This is a genomic window from Myroides sp. LJL115 (genome assembly GCF_054871665.1).
Genome location: NZ_JBTXLS010000006.1, coordinates 71,354 through 91,276, shown reverse-complemented (window position 1 = coordinate 91,276; position 19,923 = coordinate 71,354). Strand labels below are relative to the sequence as shown.

Here is a 19,923-nt window from a genome sequence, read left to right as displayed (position 1 = left end):
TTAGAGTTCGGATTATTGGCAATCGCACAGAATATTAGAAAAAGAGTGGCATAAAATGCCTCTTTTTACACCAAAATACCGAAAATATATTTTTCCAATGTCTGAGCTTCGCATATTTAGAAAAATACCGAAAATCACACAGACGTAAAATGCAATAAAATAGGGCTGCCTCTTTTTCTTTAGAGACAGCCCCATTTTTTTTCCCTAATAGCTGTTTTTAAAATAACTCCCAACAGATAGGGCTTTACCCCCTTTTTTAAACTCTATAACAGTACATATAAAGTAACTTTGAACAAAGACACTACTACAGTATAAAATGTGTTATACACCAGTATTTAAAACAAATCCTACCTCAACCTTCTTTAATAGATACAAAGCTTAATCTCTATACAGGTCTTTGCAGCTACAGCTACACTTTAGTGTTAAAGTGGTTAGGTCTTATATCCTATCAAAGCTTAAAACCCATAAAAAAAAACAAATCAAATGAAAAAGGGAGAATCCATAATGGACTCTCCCTTTTCATTTGATTTATAAGAAAAATAATTAATTATTTTTTATAGTATTTACGGTACCCAAACCAAGCCGCTGTACTTAGTAAAATACAGAACCCTAAAGAATACCAAACAATAGAAGGCGTGATTACTTGCTCTCCTTGTGCATAAGAGTGTAGTCCACTTAAGTAGAAGTTAACTCCAAAATATGTCATCATAATAGAGTAGAAAGCAAAAACACTAAATACGTTAAAAATCCATGTTCCTCTTAAAGCAGGTACAAAACGAGCGTGAATAACAAAGGCATAAACCATAATACTAATTAAAGCCCATGTTTCCTTTGGATCCCATCCCCAGTATCTTCCCCAGCTTTCATTAGCCCATTGTCCTCCTAAGAAGTTTCCAATAGTTAAAAGCACTAAACCTACCGTTAAGGCCATTTCATTAATATAAGTTAACTCCTTAATATTTAAATCCATTTTAGCCTTATTCTTACTATTGGTTAAGATCATTAAGATTAAGGATACAATTCCTAAGATCATACCTAAAGTAAATGGTCCATAACTTGCAACAATTACTGCTACGTGTATAATTAACCAATAAGAGTTTAATACAGGTTGCAAGTTAGCAATAGAAGGGTCCATGTAGTTTAAGTGTGCTCCCCAAAGAATCATACCAACCACAAAGGAAGTAGATGCAATGGTTAATTCACTTTTACGTCCAAAGTATAATCCAAATAATGCTGTTGCCCAAGCTACATAAATAACCGATTCATAAGCATCACTCCAAGGAGCGTGTCCAGATACATACCAACGAACTGCTAGACCTAAAGTGTGAATAATAAACAAGATAACTACCCCATAGCTTAAATATTTCACAAGTGCTTTACTCAAGCGATTTGGTTTGATAATATCGGCAATAATGAAGATAAACATAAATACTGCTACTAGCATATAGTAAGAGTAAAGGGTTTTAAAGATATTATACTCATTGTATAAGATTTCAAACTCAATACGCTTTTGCTCTGGCATTACCTCTTTACCCATAGTTTGCTGATAAGTCTTCATATGAGATAAAAACTCATCTGCCTTAGAGTAATCTCCTGTTTCTTTAGCTTGGAATAAAGCAGGTACATACATTCTAGGTAGGATAGTTTTTGTAAAAACTGAATCCATTCCATGGATCGCAACCTCATTTAATTCAAGTGGAGATACCCATTTATTATTGTCATCACCTGGAATTGGAAATATGGTTAAAATACGTGTGGTAAAAGCAGCATTTAATAAAGCCATTTTCCCATCCATATCTAAGAAGTCTTTATCAAACTGACTTTTAATAGGAGTATGGTTAGCATCTTCTACTACTTGAGTCAATTTATAGTTACCCTTATCATCGAAGAAATCCATAAAAGTAGCGTGTTTAGTACCACTTGGAAGTCCAAGGATTTGGGTCATTTTCTCATTACCTCTTGGAAGAGTAATAATTGGAGCATAATACCAATAGTTTGGTGCTCCTTGTATTTGTTGAGCAACTGTAAACTGAGTCATGGATAAAAACACCTGGTCAGGGTTCAATCCTTGGTAAGTTTCTTTTTTGTATACTTTTCTTAAAAGCTCTGAAGCAAAAGTATTGATAGGTTTCATTCTTCCACCGTAATCTTGGATTACAAGTTGTCCAAACTTAGCAGCGTGCTGTGGTGAAACAGCTGTAGTTTTAACAAGTGAATCAATCACCGCTGGAGCAGGGCGAAGTGGATTCTGGTGATCGTGTTGTGCAAAAGCAACACTAGAGAATAATAGAACCATTATACTAAGTAAAGCAGCTTTCTTTTGTCTTACTTTATCTAGTTTTCTACGTAAATCTCCAAAACGAGTATTTTTATCAAATAAAATAGCTAACATACCAACGTATAAAAAGAAATATCCTATATAAGTAATCCAGGTCCCCCAGAAATCGTGGTTTGCAGAAAGAATAGTTCCTTTCTCATCTCTATCGAATTCTGCTTGGAAAAAGCGGTATCCCTTATAATCTAAAATATTATTCATGTAAATTCTAGCATCAAACTCTTCTTGTCCATCAATAACAGTAACCTGGCTCTCAAAAGCAGAATAGCTAGTTTGTGTCCCTGGGTATTTAGCTGCAATAAATTTATTTAAACGGATTTCAAAAGGAGTAGTATATACTTTACTTCCAAACATTAAAGTAAAATCTAAATCTCCAATAGTAATACTTACAGGCTCACCTACTCTACCAGCTTTACCGATTAAAGTAACTTCTTGAGACTCTCCTTGACTCTCTACCACTACAGTTAAAGCATCGGTATTATGTCTGGCTTTATAATCTCCGTCACTTACAAGAACGATTTCACCTTTAATTGGCATATCAGGTAGTACAAACTGCGTACCAGCCATGGAATAAAGCGATCTAAAGTTTAAAGAGTGTTTCTCACCCGCCTCTACATGTCCTGTAGACTGATCGGCCATTACCATAAAGTTTCCTTCAAAAGGAGACTCCATAAAGAAGCCATCTTCCTCCTCTGTAATATTAATTGCACCAGGAGTTGGTTTATCGTACGCAAATAGAACATTGTGAATACTCACTACTTCTCCTTGCTTTAAAAAGTGCTCATGACGATCTCCATCCCCGCTTTCTACTAATTTCAAAAAGTTCACTCCGTTTGGATTCTCCTGAATCTCTTCTACAGCCCCCATAACAAAGTCTTTATACACTACTTTAAAATCAATTCCATTGAACTCTTCTGAAATAGTAAACTTATTCTTGTTTGGAGTGTAGTCAGAGAAAATCATTTGCTCTTCAAAAGTTCTTCTTCTTTCTTGCCCTTCATACTGACCATCTGCCATGATTGTTACAAAGGTATCTTGGGAATAGATACTATCGGCTGTTTCCCCTTCTCTAATAGGCATCATACCTTCAAAACTGATATAACGCGTAATAAAAGCACCTAATAAAATAAAAATAAATGCTGCGTGTAACATTAATGTTGCCCACTTCTCTTTATTTAAAAGGCGATACCTTTTTATATTTCCAAGGAAATTTAAGAAAAACAGCAACATAATCATTTCAAACCATTTGGCATTGTAAATTAGTATACGTGCAGTAATAGTATTATAGCGATCCTCTATGAAGGTTCCTATAGCTAAAGCTACCGCAAATACAATAAATAAAAGTGCCATTAATCGCGTGGAAGAAATGAAAGATATTATTTTTTTGTCCATGAGTTGTTAATACATTGTTTTACAATGGAACAAAAATAACCAAAAACACCAGGAATACATGTTATTTAACTTATTATTTACTTATAAATTTATTCTTGCATAACATAAAAATAATATACATTTGCATCCACGACTACTTGTGTAATAAGGTGAAAACATGGGTTTTCAACTTTTACTTGTAGTATTCAAACAATAAACCTATTAACTATGCCAAAAATTTCTCAAAAAGGCCTAAACATGCCGGAATCACCAATTAGAAAATTGGTTCCTTTTGCGGAAGTTGCAAGAAAAAAAGGAAATCATGTTTTTCATTTAAACATTGGTCAGCCAGATATTAAAACACCTCAAGTTGCACTTCAAGCAGTAAAAGATGCTAATATTGAAATATTAGAATACAGTCACTCTGCTGGATTTGAAAGTTACCGTAAAAAATTAGCCTCTTATTATCAAAAACATAACTTAGATGTAACACCAGAGGACATTATTATCACCACAGGTGGTTCTGAGGCATTAATGTTTGCTTTAGCAAGTACTTTAGACCAAGGAGATGAGATTATTATCCCAGAACCTTTTTATGCTAATTACAATGGATTTACTACAAGCAATGGAATTAATGTAGTTCCTGTGATGAGTAAATTTGAAGATAACTTTGCTTTACCTAGCATTAGTGAATTTGAGAAACTAATTACTCCAAAGACAAAAGCTATCTTAATTTGTAACCCTGGAAACCCTACAGGTTATTTATATTCTGCCGAAGAAATGCAACAATTAACAGATCTTGTTTTAAAGCATGATTTGTTTTTAATTGCTGACGAGGTATATAGAGAATTTGCTTATGATGGATACAAACACATCTCTGTGATGAGTATACCAGCTTTGGCAAATAACGCTATTATGATTGATTCTGTTTCTAAGCGTTATAGTATGTGTGGTGCTAGAATTGGATGTATTGTTTCTAAAAACAAAGAGTTAATGCAAACAGCTATGAAATTTGCTCAAGCAAGACTTTCTCCTCCTACTTATGCACAAATCGCTTCAGAAGCAGCTTTAGACACTCCTGAGTCCTATTTTGACCAGGTAATTACAGAATACAAACAAAGAAGAGATGTTTTTGTAAAAGCCTTGCAGGAAATTCCGGGTGTTGAAGTAGCTTTACCGCATGGAGCATTTTACTGCGTGGCTAAATTCCCAGTAAAAGATGTAGACCATTTTGCTAAATGGCTATTAGAGGATTTCGAATTAGACAAGCAAACAGTAATGATTGCACCTGCCCAAGGTTTTTACTCTACAAAGAACCAAGGTTTAAACGAGGCTAGAATGGCTTACGTATTAAAACAAGAGGATTTACTTAGTTCAGCTAAGATCCTTAAAAAAGCACTTGAAGTATATAAAGATATAGAATAAAAAGTTAAATTTTAACAATTAGTACTTATCTTGTTTTCAGTATATTAAAATTAAGTAATGAATTTTTTTCATTGCTTAATTTTTTTTTACCAACTATTAGTCTATTTTTGAAGAACTAACCTAAACCAAACAAAAACTAAGAAATGAATCGTAGAAATTTTATCCAATCTTCTGCTATGGCAGGTTTTGCCTCTCTTATCATGCCTAACTCCCTTTTTGCATTTGACAAAAATGCTAAAAAAGTTAGAGTGGGAATGATTGCAGTGGGAATGCGTGGGCAAGTACACTTAGATGAATTATTAAAACGTGACGACGTAGAGGTAATTGCAATGGCCGATCCAGAACCTCGCATGATCAAAAGAGCACAAAAAATTGTAGACAAACACAATAAAAAACAACCTATCGTCTATGGTAATGGAGATTATGACTACCAAAACCTTTTAAAAAGAGACGATATTGATGCAGTAATTATCTCATCTCCTTGGGAATGGCATGAGCAACAAGGAATTGAATCCATGAAGGCAGGTAAAATCGTTGGAATGGAAGTATGTGGTGCTATGACTTTAGATGAATGCTGGAACTACATTAAAGCTTATGAAGAAACTGGAGTACCTGTGATGATGCTTGAGAACGTTTGCTATAGACGTGATTTAATGGCTATCTTCAATATGGTTAAAAAAGGTAAATTCGGTGAGATGATTCACGGAACAGGTGGTTACCAACACGATTTAAGAAATGTACTTTTTAACGACGGAGAGCAACCTTATGGAAATGGGGTAGAATTCGGAGAAAAAGGATTCAGTGAAGCTGCTTGGAGAACGGACCACTATGTAAATAGAAATGGGGAATTATACCCAACACATGGATTAGGACCAATTGCAGCAATGTTTGATATTAACCGCGGAAATAGAATTACTCACCTTACGGCGATGGCTTCTAAGGCAAGAGGTTTAAACAGTTATATTGTCGATAATGGCGGAGCTGATCATCCAAATGCACAAGTGAAGTTCAAACAAGGAGACATTGTAACAACTACTTTAAAGTGTGAAAACGGAGAAACTATTGTTTTAACTCATGATACTTCTCTACAAAGACCTTATAATTTAGGATTTAAAGTACAGGGAACCGAAGGAATTTGGCAAGAAATTAGCTCTGGTGCTTTCGATAAAGGATACATCTATTTTGAAAAAGAAATGGGATACAATCACCAATGGGATAATGCTAAAGAACACCTAGAGGAGTACGATCACCCACTTTGGAAAAAGAACGAAGCAAAAGCAGTAGGTGCAGGTCACGGAGGAATGGACTACTTTATGATTAATGCTTTTATCGAAAGTATTAAGAGAAACGTAGAATTCCCATTTGACGTATATGACATGGCTACTTGGTATGCAGTAACTCCACTGAGTGAAAAATCTATTGAGGAGAATGGTCAAGTACAAGAAATGCCAGACTTTACAAAGGGTGCTTACAAAAATCGTAAAACCATCTTTGGATCTAACGATCAGTACTAAGAAGGTATTTATAATAAATTAAAAAGAAAGAGGTTTACTATTTAAGTAAACCTCTTTCTTTTTATACCTATATTGCTGTAATAATAGCACATAGACACCCATTATACTACCTTACACAATCTGCTGTCCAAAAACGCCCATCCTTAGTAAAGGCTATCACTAAAGTACTTTGATCTATGCGAATGTAATGCGCCTGATCGGAGTCAATATTAATCACCACATTTTCTCCATCTTTTTCAAATTCTACTCCGGTTAAATCTGGAATATCATTGGAAAATAGGAAATTATAGTTCTTACCAACCTTAATAACTTCTACATTACCATTAGAGGTATTAATGTGTTTATCGCCAAAGTCATAAGTAACCTTACCGGTATACTTTCCAACAAAAAGATCATTATTCACCGGATCATCGTCCTTGCTACAAGATAAGACCACAAAAAGACCTAAAAGTGCTACGCAAAAACCTAAAACTGTTTTCTTTATAAAATTTTTCATAATACAATATTTTGGTTATGTATTAATAGTAACAAAAATTAATCCACAATACTGAAAATCATCTTATTAATAAAAACAACCTAGCCTTAAACCTTGGTAATTCACATTAAAAAATAAATTCTAGTGGGGAAAAGATATTGATTATTAAAAAGAATAATCTTTTTCAAAGTAGTCTATATAGGCGATTATAAAAACAAAAGAGCGCATCCTTTAAAAAATTAGTTTGACCCGTTTTTTTAAACAATACACTCCTTCTATTTTTTAGCTTTTAAAACTAAGCTATTTAATTATTGATAGATATTCTACAACATATTACTACTTTAAAGTAATAGCTAAAATCTCTCCAGTAGCACAGAGCTCTTCCATAGCAAATAAATCCATAGCAACAGTAACTTTTCTACCATCTATACTTTTTAATTTTCCTACAATAGTTAAAGGCTGTCCCATTGGAGTCGCTTTTTTAAAGTTTACATTTAAATTACCCGTTACGCAGCGAACCGACAAAGTGCCTTTGTCTAACTCCTTCCCATTTGCTTTACTTGCAAAAGCAGCAGCTGAGGCTGTCCCATGACAATCTAATAAAGAGGCTATAAGTCCTCCGTAAACACTACCTGGTAAAGCCGTATATTTAGCATCGGGTGTAAAAGTAGAAACGGTAATATCCCCCTTTAAATAAGTCTTTAGTCCATGTCCCTGAGAGTTTTGAGTACCGCAGCCAAAACAGTGGGCAAATTCTTCAGGATATAAGTCCTGTATTGCAATTTGAGTCATAATAAAATAAATTTGTTTATAGTTTTTGGAAATATAACCTTAAATTTTATAACATTGCTCTATAACACAATAAAATACTTTTAGTTTTTTATTGCTTTGCTTTCTATTTGAGGATTTAGCATTGCTCCACATGCTATAGTTAAAACCGATAGTTCAGTGTTTTTGGAAGACTTTCCACTGGTATCTTTGATAGCGTAATTTACCATTAACTGCTCTTGTGGCTTAACTTCTTGATTGGAAATAGTTAAAGTGACTTGACTTAAATTTGGGTCATAAACCCATGTACCTACATTATCTTGGGTAAAGGTTTGTCCCATATTTCCCCCATTTTCATCCAAAAAATAAAAAGTCTGCTTATCCAAATCTAATTCCGAGTCCTTAAACAAAATAGCAGAACTACTAGCTCCTGCACTTTGATTACTCTGACTAACGCACATTTGCCATGAAGTTGGAGGAATAACAATAAAGTCAGAAGAAGTAACTTTTACATTTTTAACTATCGCTGCTTGTAAGGTAAATTCTCCTGTACTTGCAGTAAAACCAAACTTTACTTTTTGTGGAATTGGTTGATTGTACTCATAAGGACTACTTTGGTTCTTTGCGTTTATAGAATAAGTTTGAAATTTACTTAAATATAAAAAATCCTCAATTAAAACCACTTTGTTTCCATTAATTAAGGTACTAACGTTTATGTAGGTTCCCTCTTGTTTGCCACTTTCTTCATTTATATATGGAGATACATCTACAATCATGCGACGGAAATTAGGAGATTGAGCACTTCCACCGTCCGATATATCAATCAAATCTCCAAGAGGATTATGGCCAAAATTATAGTCTCCGGTTTGGTAATCTAATTCTGCCATAGTAACATACTCTGGTTTTACACTATTTCCCCCAAAATACTTTGTAAGTAAAACAGGATTTCCTCTTGTGGTACTCATTGGAATAGTCCCTCCTCTAAAGGTAATATGCCCTGTAGAATAAATAAAATTATCATTTTTAATTCCTTGATCTACTGTTAATTTCGCATAATCTCTTGATCCTATCCCCTCGCGTAATTCATACATCTGTAGAACGCCTTGTCCATGAAACCCTCCACCTTTATTAGGTGAGCGCTCTGAATAATTATCCAGTCCAATGGCTAGATATCCCCCAGAGAATCCCTTAGTACCAACGGTAGCAACAGCGGCCGTTACGGAGTATCCAAATGCGGAATAACCATAACCTAAAGTGGGTACTGATGTGGCAGCATCATATAAAACAAAAGCTAGCCCTCCACCCTGAGAATAACCAGGTTCATTGATAGAGGCCATAGCATAATCAAATTCAAAAGTAGCTTTACTCGCTAAACTAATCTCCAGGTCGTCCACTACAAAACCACTGATTGCCTGTCTTTGATTTGTTAAAACAATTCCATTTTCTGTAAAACGCTGTGCTCCTGAAGTGGAATTTCGTCCTAAAAGATCAATAATATTACTTGGTTTTTGAGTAGTTGTCAAAGGCAATTCGTATACTGAACCATTAGACTCTTGTGCTTGACACAAATAAGTGCAAAAACACAAAATAATTATATCACATATTCTTTTCATAATTTGCATCGATCATTAACTAAACTAGTATACCTCTTTTTTACAATAGATATACTAGATAAGTAAGGTTATTCATCCTTAATTTGTAAAACAATATTGAAGTAAGTTTTACCAGTTGGTACTGCATTGAGTTTAACATTATAACTCATTACACCATCATCACTCACCTTTACATCATAAAACACATCTTGATCATAATAGGTAATAAAATAATTCAGTTGATTACTTTGAAAAATAGGTAAACTAGCATTTTCCCCTGCACCAGGATTACTGACCATTGGGGCTTGAAACTGTGTTGCGTACTGCTGGTATAAATCCATAGAAGCGCTTTTACCAGATTCTACTTCTACATAAATAGCAGGCAAATAGAATACCTTATTCATCGGATTAGAAGAAGTGGTATTGTTTGGCATAAAACTAGCACCTCCATTTCCATCAGATGTTAAAACATAGCCGTCTTGGGATCCCTGAGAAGATATTTTAGCAACACTAACGTTTCTGTCTGCAATTTTTGTGGTCATAACTGAGTTATCAGCCAATTGAGCATCTGTAACAGAACTATTAGCAATTTTATCCGTAGTAATGGCTTGAGATTTAATCACATCTCCCCAAATTGCTGCATTGGCAATCTTATCGGTAGTTATAGCTTGAGGTTTAATCACACTACCGTAAATTGCCTGTTCTTGAATCTGATTATTGGCTACAGCCTTTAAGCCAATGTATTCATTGGAAATAGAATTAGGAGCAATACTTAAATTCACATCTTTAACTACTGATCCCGAGCCATTGTCAACCGTTATAGGCCCCTTTCCTGCTAAAGTTCCATCTCCCACAATAGAAGGCATTGGAGCAAAAACAGCATTACCATTTCCATCAGCAGTTAACACGCTCCCTGAAGCAGCAGTCACACTTGCTTGTTTAGAGCTTATTTTATCTGCAGAAACTCCATTAGTAGCAATTGCTTCTCCATATACAGAAGCAATATCCAGCTTGGCGTTTGTAACGTTTTTATCTGCTAACTTATCTGTTGTAATCGCCGCATTTTTAATCACATTCCCATAAATAGCATCTGGCTGTATGTGATAAAAACCAACTGCTGTATTAGCAAGTTTTTCGGAGGTTACTGCTGTATTAGCAAGTTTTTGTGTGACAACAGCTGCATCAGCAAGTTTTTCTACAGCTACTGCTTTATCCATCAAATGCTGGGTACCAACCGAATTAATATTAAGCTTTAAGTTAACATCTTTAAAAGTTGCATTTACTCCTCCTGTCACACCAATGGTTGGGTCAGATGTAATACTTCCAGGTCCTTGAGTAGTAGACGCTCCTTTAACAAAAGCTACAGTTCCATCGGATTGAACTGTCAATACATCCCCAATTATTGCATCTTCTGGATCAATTTTACTCACAGTAATACCTTTGTCCTTTATAACTTTTCCATATACCTCGCCCGAACCTATTTGGTCAAAGCCAACCGCATCAGATGCAATTTTTGATCTAGTAATATTTTGATTTACTATATGAGCAGTTTTTACAGCAAGATTAGCAATTGCTCTACTAGACACAGAGGCATCTGCTAAATGTGGCTCTAAAACACTTTTATCTATAATATGTCGAGAGGCAATAGCATCATCGGCGATTTTTTTACCAACTATACCATTATTAGCAATACCGATACTAAGATCTTGCAGAGCAGCTTTGTTTCCAGTAGTAATAGCTATACCATCTGTACCTACTACATCTTTTCCCGAGGATGCTATACTTTGGGAAATATCTTTAAACTGCGCTCCACCTTGGCCATCAGAGGCCAATACTAGTGAGCTTGGTAGTCCAGTAGAACTAATTTTATTTGCCGATACAGCAAGATCATCGATATGTATATTTTTAATTCCATCTGGGGCGACACTCATTTCAATATCTTGTAAAACCGCCTTATTATTGGCAGTTACCACAAGAGAGACATCAGTAGTTAAACTTCCACCTTGACTAGAAGTTAAATCAGATAAACTAGTAAAAACAGTATTACCTTTTCCATCGCTACTTAAAACGCTTCCAGCTACAGAGTTTTCTGCACCTTGTTTAGAACTTATCTTATCGCTTGTTACTGCATTGGTATCTATATGCTGGTTTTTAACTCCTTTATTTGCAATATAAATACTAGTAGAGGCTAATAAAGCTTTATTTTCAGGGGATACTTCTATTGAACCATCACTTAATAAAGAAGCCCCATTACCTGAAAAAGCATTTTCATTTAATGCCACATAAGCTACACTACCGTCTCCATTAGAAGTTAAAACAGTATTCTTTGGAGCATTCCCTGAGCCTATTTTAGAGCTAATAATAGCTTTATCTGCAACCTTTGCACTTTGAATTCCGCCATCTTTAATTTGAATAGTAGTTGGGGCTAATACTGCATTTAACCCTGTTGTATTATTTCCAAATTCTAAAGCATCTCCCAAGTTTAAATCTTCTCCTCCACTTAAAATAGCTTCTTTTAACACATAGTCAAAACCTCCTTTACCATCAGTTACTAAAAGGTAATCTTGATCTACATTTGTCCCGTTTTCCTTTGAACTTAAAAGATCTGAGGTTACACTATTTTTAGCAATTCCAATACTTAGGTCTTTTAGTAATGCATTAGTAGGATTACCATTATTTACTACAATTACATTGTCAGTGGTTAAACTACCAGCTGTCTCGGTGATAATATCTCCTAACTCACCCCAAACAACACCGTTATCCTCTCCGCTTAGTAATACACTTTTTGCTGTTACCCCCTCAGAAGACATCTTACTGGCTGTTACGCTTAAATTTGCAATAAGTGGATTGGTAACTGCATTTGGTGCAATATGGCTGGTTTGTACTCCCTCTTTATTAATATCTATAATAACATTACTTAATACAGTACTTTTTCCATGGTCTTGTATATTTAAGGATCCTACACTTGTAATACTACCTGTGTTAGTAATAACATCTGGAGTAATTGGCAAGTAGTTTACCGATACTCCATTAGCACCTACAGTTGCTACAGCCCCAGCAGGAGCTCCACCACCATTTAATTTATCTACTCCGATAGAAGTGTTCTTGATAGACAAGGTAACATCTTGTAGTACTTTATCTTTTCCACTGTCAGAAGCTACAATAATTCCATCTGTTTTAATACTTCCTTTATTTGTAATTAAATCCGCAGAAAGATTTTGATAAGCAACTAGTCCTTGGGTATTTGCCACTAATACTCTATTTGCCGTACCCTCACCGGCGGTTAATTTAGCAGAGCTAATAGTAGTATTGGCAATGTTGTTATCTGTAATAGTTTGTGATGCTATATGTCCTCCGTTTACTCCGCCTTGATTAATTTTCACATTAACCCTTGTGGTAGTATCCCCAAATAAAACATTTTCACCGTTTTCAACTACCAAGGAATTATCACTAGTTAGATCTGCTTGTATAGCGGAGCTAATGGCATCATTTGCAGGTTGAAAAATTGAATTTCCTGAACCATCGGCAGTTAGAATAGTACCTTGTGCACTTTGCTCACTTCCAATTTTACTAGCAGTTACCGCTAAATCATCGATATGGTCTGTCTTTACCCCATCTTTATTAATTTGTAAAGAAATATCTTGTAATAAAGCGCTTGCAGCCTGCCCTTCTCCCCCAATAAGCAATGATTCATCTACACTTAAGCCTTTGGCTGTAATTGCCCCAGAAAAAGGTTGGAAAACAACCGATCCATCCTTTTGAGCTACAGGTACAAAGCTTTCTTTCCCTTCTCCTGCAAATAACTTATCCTCTGTAATTGCCTTTGACCCTACCTTTTCATTTGTAACTCCCCCTTTAGCAATGGAAATTTTCATTGGATTTAATACGGCTTTCTCAGCAGTTTCCAAAGCAATAGAGTTATCGGCTGCCGAGATTTCTTTTCCAGAAGCAGCTACCATATTATACACGTTTTCTTGAACCGTTTCATTTTTAGATATTTCGGTAATATTCTGAATTACTGCCTCTGGAATATCAATTATTCCAATAGGGTTTACAGAAGACTTATCATAGAAGGAAAACACTCCATTTTGCTCCGAAATAGAAAGCGTATTAGCATTAAAAACTACTCCATCACCTATAATCTGTCCTTGAGTGTTAATATCGGATTCATTAAAATATGTAAAAGTCCCATTTTTATTATCCTGCAAAAGAGTAACTTTTTCATTAGCCTGTATAATTTCTTTAACAAGCGCATCACTACCATCTACCCACTGAACCTCTCCAAGTTGATTGGTTACTAAAATTTGTTTTTCCACTCCAGGATTTATCTTAACAGTAGTTACTGCTTTATCTGCAATACTAAGGGTAACATCTTGGGCTAATACATTATCCAAAGAAGCTGAATCGTTAATTAAAATTCCAGCTCCAGATAAAGTTCCTTCACTATTTTTCTCTAGTGTTTCTAAGCGATCAATAATATTGGTGATTGCCTCTTCCACATTATTATATATAATAGTTGAATTGTCTTCAAAGACAATACTTTGGGCTCTTGTATCAATAGTAGCTAAAGGTAGGTTACTTTCTTTATCCGTAAAAACATATACAAAAGGAGTATCTTGCGTAATAGTTAAGGTATTAGCATTAAAAGTTATACCACTTCCGGCAATTAAATTACCTTGAAGGTCATAACTGCTTTCATTAAAATAAGTAAAGGTTCCATCTTTATTATCTACAATAGAGGTATTAGTTTCATTTTGTTTTACTATTTCGTCAAAAATAGGATCACTTATTGTTAACCAAGCTACTGTTTTTCCATCGCCTTTGGTACCTAAAATAGTAGAGGCATCACCAGGTGCAATTTGTACAGGTGTCACAGCAGCAGCAGCAATTTTTTCAGTACTTACTGCTAAAGGTGCAAGCTTTTTATTTGAAATTCCTAAATCAGCAACATCCAAGGTTACATCTTTTAATATAGAACCTTCTCCTGAGGTTATTTTAATAGTTCCTTGAGTGGAACTAAGATCTTTTGCATTGCTAATTACAATGTCAGACATAGCAGTGTACTCTGCGCCACCTTCCCCATCTGCAGTTAAAACAAAACCTTTGCTTATTTGTTCAGAAGAAATCTTATCTGCGCTAATAGCCTTAGGAGCAACATGAAAGTTAGAGACCCCTCCTTTACTGATGTCTAAGTTAACATCCATAAGGGCTGCATTGTTTGGTGATACAGTGATTGTTTGTCCACTTGATGTAATAGGTTTTCCATTAGTTAAAGCAAAGTCACTCAAACTAGTAAAAAAAGCATTGCCTTGTCCATCTGCATTAAGTATACTTCCTTGGGAAGCTTTTTCTGAGTTTATTTTTCCACTTGTTACAGCTAAAGTGTCAATGTGGCTATTTTTCACACCACCTTTAGCTATGCCAATTTGAATATCTTTTAGCACTGAGGCATTATTAGTGGGTACCTCTATAGAGCCATCTGAACTCATATTAGCACCTTGGCCAGCAAGAGCAGTACTATTTAGTTCTTGATAGATTACATTGCCTTGCCCGTCTGCTGTTAAAACCATATTAGCAATTTCATTACCAGAATCCATTTTGTCTACTGTAACAGATTTAGAGGCTAATTTTTCATTACTAACTCCTTTGTCGTTTATATCTAATGTAAAAGGTTTTAACACAGCATCTTTGCCATTAGTGTTATCCGTAAAACGCAAAGCATCCGTTAAGGATAAATCTGCTCCATCAACAGAAACACCCGCTTGTGACATATAATCAAATCCACCATTTCCATCGGATACCAAAAGAAGTCCTTCATCTACATTAGATCCATTCTCGGTAGATAAAAGCTTATCTTTGGTAATACTATTGTCTTTTATTCCTAAAGTAATATCCTTGAGTACAGCACCTACCCCATCTTGAGCACCGCCTTGTATTTGAATAATTCCATCGGTGGATAAATTTTCTCCAGACATTGTAAAGTCACCTATTTCACCCCATGCAACTCCTCCAGCGCCATCACTTGTTAAAATTTTCTTTTCGGCAATATCAACCCCTCCTAGCTTTGAGCTTAACTTGTCATTTGTAATGGTTGCACTTGCAATATTATCTCCTAAAATAGTTCCATCAGTAATTTTCGTATTAGTGATTGTCTTATCTGCAATAGATAAAGACAAATCTTTTAATACTGTATCGTCTTGGCTATTGGCTGTGGTAGAATTCGCAGTATTTATAATAATAATACCATCCGTAGTTACAGTAGATCCTCCCTGAATACTACTTGCATCAACAGGTAGATAACTTATTGTTCCATCTGCATTTACCGTAGCTACACTTCCTTGCTTATCTGTATCTTTAGCTTTGAATTTATCTGAGGTGATACTTTTATTATTTATACCTAAGGTAACTGTAGAAAGTACTGCACCTTCTCCTCCATTAACCTTTACTATAGCTTCATTATCGGAAGTCAAATTTTCACCATCTTCAAAAGTGCCTATAGTCAAATGCTGAAATACTACCTCATCTGTATCGGTAATCATTGCAACCATTCCAGCTGACCCACTTGGAGAAATTTTCCCTATAGCTAGGCTATTATCTCCGATATGTTGATTTTTAACTGCCGCATTGGCAATATGGTAGTCTTTCACACCTGCCGTATCTATTTGAATACTCACATCCTGATTACCTATAATAACATTCTCCCCATTTACTACACTTAAACTACCATCCGATACAATATCTCCTGTAAAAGAGTTTTGTAAAGTTTCCCCTACAGCTTGAAAACTTGCTGTATTATTTAAACCCGCTGTTAAAATATACCCTACTTGATTGGTATCAGATCCTATTTTATCTGCAGTTACAGCTTGATTGGCGATATGCTTCGTCTGAACCCCCCCTTGTGTAATTTCTATCTCAGTGGTATTTAAAACAGCATTCTCTCCATTTTTAACAGTTATAGAGCCGTCTGAACTTAATTCTTTTGCGTTAGATTGTATAACATTAATAATAGTATTTTGAACATCCTGATTAGATATAATATCTTGGAAGTGATTGATTACCGTTCCAGGAACGTCTATAGTAGCAATAGGAACAGTAGGAGAGCTCTGATCATAGAACTCATACTTTCCAGTAACCTTACCTTGAGTATCAAGCTTCTCCTCAATTCTTAAGGTATTGGCATTAAAGGTAACTCCTGTTGAGTTTTGCTCATCGATTTGTCCATTATTATCTAATACTACTTTAGCAAAATAGGTAAATGTCCCATTACCATTGTCTCTAAGTAAAGTATTACCAGGATAGTTATTAATGATATCTTGAAACATTTGATCACTTGTATCTACCCAAGCTACTTCACCTTCAGAATTTGTAACTAAAAATTGGCTGCTTGTTTTGGAAGGATCAATTTTAGCAGTTGTTACAGCTTTATTATTTATATGATTCGTTTTAACCCCACCCTGGGCAATAGTAATATTGATATCGTTTAAAACTGCCTTACCTCCATCTTCAATATTTAAAGATAAATCTTCAGAAATCATACTTTGCCCTTTATTGGCAATGACATTATAAATATTTTCCTCGTTATTTCCCTGATTAATAATCGTATCCAAATTAGCTCCAACCGTTCCTATTATGTCTATTTGGGCTAATGGAGTCCCAGCTCTAGTTGCCCCGTCTCTAAAAATAAACAATCCAGGGTCTGCATTATTTTCATCATCCTTATTAATGGTTAAGGTATTTGCATCAAAAAAAACTCCTTCTTTAATAATTACCCCGTCGTTGTTTACAGCATCTTCATTATAATATACAAAAGTACCTGCCTGTTGATCTACGTCAAGCTTAGTAACTTTTTGCAAACTAGTTATAACCTCTTTAATTGAATCATTAATAAGTGGAGTCCACTGTACCTTACCATTAATGGTAGTTAAAAAATTTTTATCTCCTCCTGGTGCAATTTTTGCCGGAGTGATTCCCTGATCTGCTACCGAAATTGTCGTGTTGTTTAAAACTGCTTTTTCTCCATTACTTACAACAATAGAGCTATCTGCTGGTCTTAATGACTGACCATTAGCAGCTACAGAGTTAAATATTTCCTGGGATACATTGGTATTAGAAAGAATATTTTGGATATTATCTTGAACAACTTGTACTATATCAATAACCGCTAATGGATTAGTCAAACTATTCTTACCATCGGTAAAAGTAAATACACCTTTTCCATTGTCTTGTATAGCTAAAGTATTAGCGTCAAAAGAGGTTCCTTGGCCAGTTATCTTCCCGTTTGCATCAAAATCTGCTTCATTATAATAAACAAAAGTCCCATTATTTGCACTAGTATCTAAAACAGTAATAGTTTGGTTTTGTAAAACAACTTCTTTTAATACATCATCAGTTGCTTCTATCCATTGTACCTGGTTATTCTTAGTAGCTAAAAGGTACTTATTTTGCCCCGGAGCAATTTTCTGTGTTGTAACACTTTGATCAATCAACTTTGAAGTAGATACCGATAGATTTGCTAGTTTATTTTGAGTAACCGCACCATCAGCGATACTTAAAGTCATATCCTTAAGCACTGCTCCTTGTAAAGAAGTAGCGTTATTTATTAAAATGTCGCTTCCTTGTACAGTAGCTGGATTTAATTTTAAGGTCTCTACTTTCTCAATTAAATTCTCTACTACCTCTTGCAGATTATCCCCTTGAATAACGGTGCTGCTATTATCAAAATAAATAGAATTAGCTTGGGTACTAATAGTCATTAATGGTTTTTCTAAAGATGTCATCCCATCGTAAAAATCATAAATACCTTTTTCTGAGGATGTAGTTCTCTCTTGTATACGAAGGGTATTGGCATCAAAGTTTACTCCTTGACCTAAAATAGGCATTCCTGTATCGGGATCAATATCTTTCTGTCCATAATGGGTAAAAGTACCATCGTTATTATCTATTAGGATAGGCATGAATACTTTGGCTTGCAAAATATCATCGATCATCTCACTTGTTACAGTTACCCAATTTACTTTTCCTTCTTCATCGGTGACTAAAATTTGTTTTGCCTGACCTGGTTGAAATTTACTAGGGGTAATACTATGGTCAATAAGGGATAACTGCGTTGTAGATAAAACAGCATTCTGCCCTCCTTCTACAGCAATCATTGTATCTCCCTTAAGGCTTTTAGCATTTGCTAAAATCACCTGAGTAATAGAATTAACAACAGATTGATCCTCTAGAATCTCCATAATATTACTTATCACCTGACCAGGTATATCCATGATAGTTTGGGTATTATCTTCTGAAGTATAAACAAATACTCCCTTACCTTTATCCTCCATGGTTGTTACAAGATTTATTTGTGATAAAGGAACCTCCACAATACCTCCTCTTGAATCTTTTAAAAACAAAGTAGAGTTCTGTAAATTAACGGCCAATTCTTCATTGGTCACTCCTTCAAAGGAAAAATCCTCTAAGTCTACAGAAGTAAGTAAACGCACCCATCTTTGATCCATCCAATAATAATATCCTGGAGTAATACCACTACCTTTGGCAGTATTAAAAACAAGTAAACTATTTGGAGTCCCTTCATTAGGACTAGGGTTAATATTTAAGTCTTTTAACACTACTCTAGGTAGTAAGACTCCCTTAAATTCGCCCTCTTTAGCTTGTATATCAAGCAAAGAGGAGCTGTTTGGACGTAAAGTCCCGATTCCAACTTGGGCCAAAGCAAAACTCGAGATCATTAACAATGCTACGGAGAGTACATTTTTTTTCATAAACTAACTGCATTTTTTGGTATTATATCTGTTAAGAACCATAGGAGACTTCTATTTAGAAATTCCCTAATATTCTAAATTAAAGCCTAATTAGGGATATAAGAGAGAAATTCGTTATTTCATAAAATAACTTAAAAGTGTAAATTATTTAACATAAACACTCTTGCTTACATCTTATAAAGGAATAAAAAACTATTACTAAAAGCCTTAAATGACTTTATTTCAATTAGACACTTACAATTTATAGATTATTATCTAAATTTTGTAAAAATTAACAATTTTTATTTAATATTTTATACATAAAAACCTTGTTGAATTATTATATTTATTAACAAAAGAAGCCAGTTGTAAGAAAAAATATCATAAAACCACTGATTCAGTAAATTCTAGCTTAAATTAGAAAAAGATTTTTTAATAGATAAATTGCAAAAAACATCATTTAAACTTAAAATAAGATAACTTTATCCGAATTAAATCAACTATATTACAAATAAATATACTTATAATGTATAAACCGAAAATAAAGTATATCTTAAAAAGGAGAACTTAAAGAAAAAATTCATCAAGTGAATTCCAACTAAAACCTTAAAATATTGCTAATAGAATAAAATGATACACCAACAAACCTTTACCTTTACTTTAAGATGGTTTTTTTCTAGATACGGCTAAAAAGCCCTAT

The 19,923-nt window shown here is 34.6% G+C and carries 7 protein-coding genes; 2 read left to right on the top strand and 5 right to left on the bottom strand.

The window, feature by feature from the left end; genetic code table 11:
- Nucleotides 1-547: 547 nt before the first annotated feature.
- Complete coding sequence (locus ACYSNX_RS02910; RefSeq protein WP_461753189.1) at nucleotides 548-3,727, bottom strand: cytochrome c biogenesis protein; 3,180 nt, start codon at nucleotides 3,725-3,727, stop codon at nucleotides 548-550.
- A gap of 207 nt (nucleotides 3,728-3,934) precedes the next feature.
- Here ACYSNX_RS02910 and ACYSNX_RS02905 point away from each other — a divergent pair, with 207 nt between their 5' ends.
- Nucleotides 3,935-5,131, top strand: coding sequence for a pyridoxal phosphate-dependent aminotransferase (locus ACYSNX_RS02905; RefSeq protein WP_461753188.1), 1,197 nt, complete (start codon nucleotides 3,935-3,937; stop codon nucleotides 5,129-5,131).
- Between the two features lie 143 nt (nucleotides 5,132-5,274).
- On the top strand, nucleotides 5,275-6,645 hold the full coding sequence (locus tag ACYSNX_RS02900; protein ID WP_461753187.1) for a Gfo/Idh/MocA family protein: 1,371 nt from the start codon (nucleotides 5,275-5,277) through the stop codon (nucleotides 6,643-6,645).
- A gap of 106 nt (nucleotides 6,646-6,751) precedes the next feature.
- On the opposite strand, the gene ACYSNX_RS02895 is transcribed toward ACYSNX_RS02900, so the two are convergent.
- The 4 genes from ACYSNX_RS02895 to ACYSNX_RS02880 all read right to left on the bottom strand — a co-directional run bounded on the left by ACYSNX_RS02895 (nucleotide 6,752) and on the right by ACYSNX_RS02880 (nucleotide 19,244).
- Nucleotides 6,752-7,141, bottom strand: a complete 390-nt coding sequence (locus ACYSNX_RS02895) for a hypothetical protein (protein ID WP_461753186.1) — start codon at nucleotides 7,139-7,141, stop codon at nucleotides 6,752-6,754.
- A 315-nt stretch (nucleotides 7,142-7,456) separates the two neighbouring features.
- Nucleotides 7,457-7,912 carry a PaaI family thioesterase gene (locus ACYSNX_RS02890; protein WP_461753185.1) on the bottom strand — a complete coding sequence of 152 codons (456 nt, stop codon included), beginning with the start codon at nucleotides 7,910-7,912 and terminating at the stop codon, nucleotides 7,457-7,459.
- 80 nt (nucleotides 7,913-7,992) lie between these two features.
- A complete protein-coding gene (locus ACYSNX_RS02885; protein ID WP_461753184.1) occupies nucleotides 7,993-9,501 on the bottom strand; it encodes an L-type lectin family protein in 1,509 nt (502 codons plus the stop codon).
- A 68-nt stretch (nucleotides 9,502-9,569) separates the two neighbouring features.
- The gene (locus ACYSNX_RS02880) at nucleotides 9,570-19,244 is read right to left on the bottom strand and encodes a beta strand repeat-containing protein (RefSeq protein ID WP_461753183.1); all 9,675 of its coding nucleotides are present in this window, start codon (nucleotides 19,242-19,244) and stop codon (nucleotides 9,570-9,572) included.
- Nucleotides 19,245-19,923 lie beyond the last annotated feature (679 nt).

Coding starts and splice junctions, on each gene's coding strand:
- ACYSNX_RS02905 (WP_461753188.1), top strand. CDS start 3,935: ATGCCAAAAATTTCTCAAAAAGGCCTAAACATGCCGGAATCACCAATT.
- ACYSNX_RS02895 (WP_461753186.1), bottom strand. CDS start 7,141: ATGAAAAATTTTATAAAGAAAACAGTTTTAGGTTTTTGCGTAGCACTT.
- ACYSNX_RS02880 (WP_461753183.1), bottom strand. CDS start 19,244: ATGAAAAAAAATGTACTCTCCGTAGCATTGTTAATGATCTCGAGTTTT.
- ACYSNX_RS02900 (WP_461753187.1), top strand. CDS start 5,275: ATGAATCGTAGAAATTTTATCCAATCTTCTGCTATGGCAGGTTTTGCC.
- ACYSNX_RS02885 (WP_461753184.1), bottom strand. CDS start 9,501: ATGAAAAGAATATGTGATATAATTATTTTGTGTTTTTGCACTTATTTG.
- ACYSNX_RS02890 (WP_461753185.1), bottom strand. CDS start 7,912: ATGACTCAAATTGCAATACAGGACTTATATCCTGAAGAATTTGCCCAC.
- ACYSNX_RS02910 (WP_461753189.1), bottom strand. CDS start 3,727: ATGGACAAAAAAATAATATCTTTCATTTCTTCCACGCGATTAATGGCA.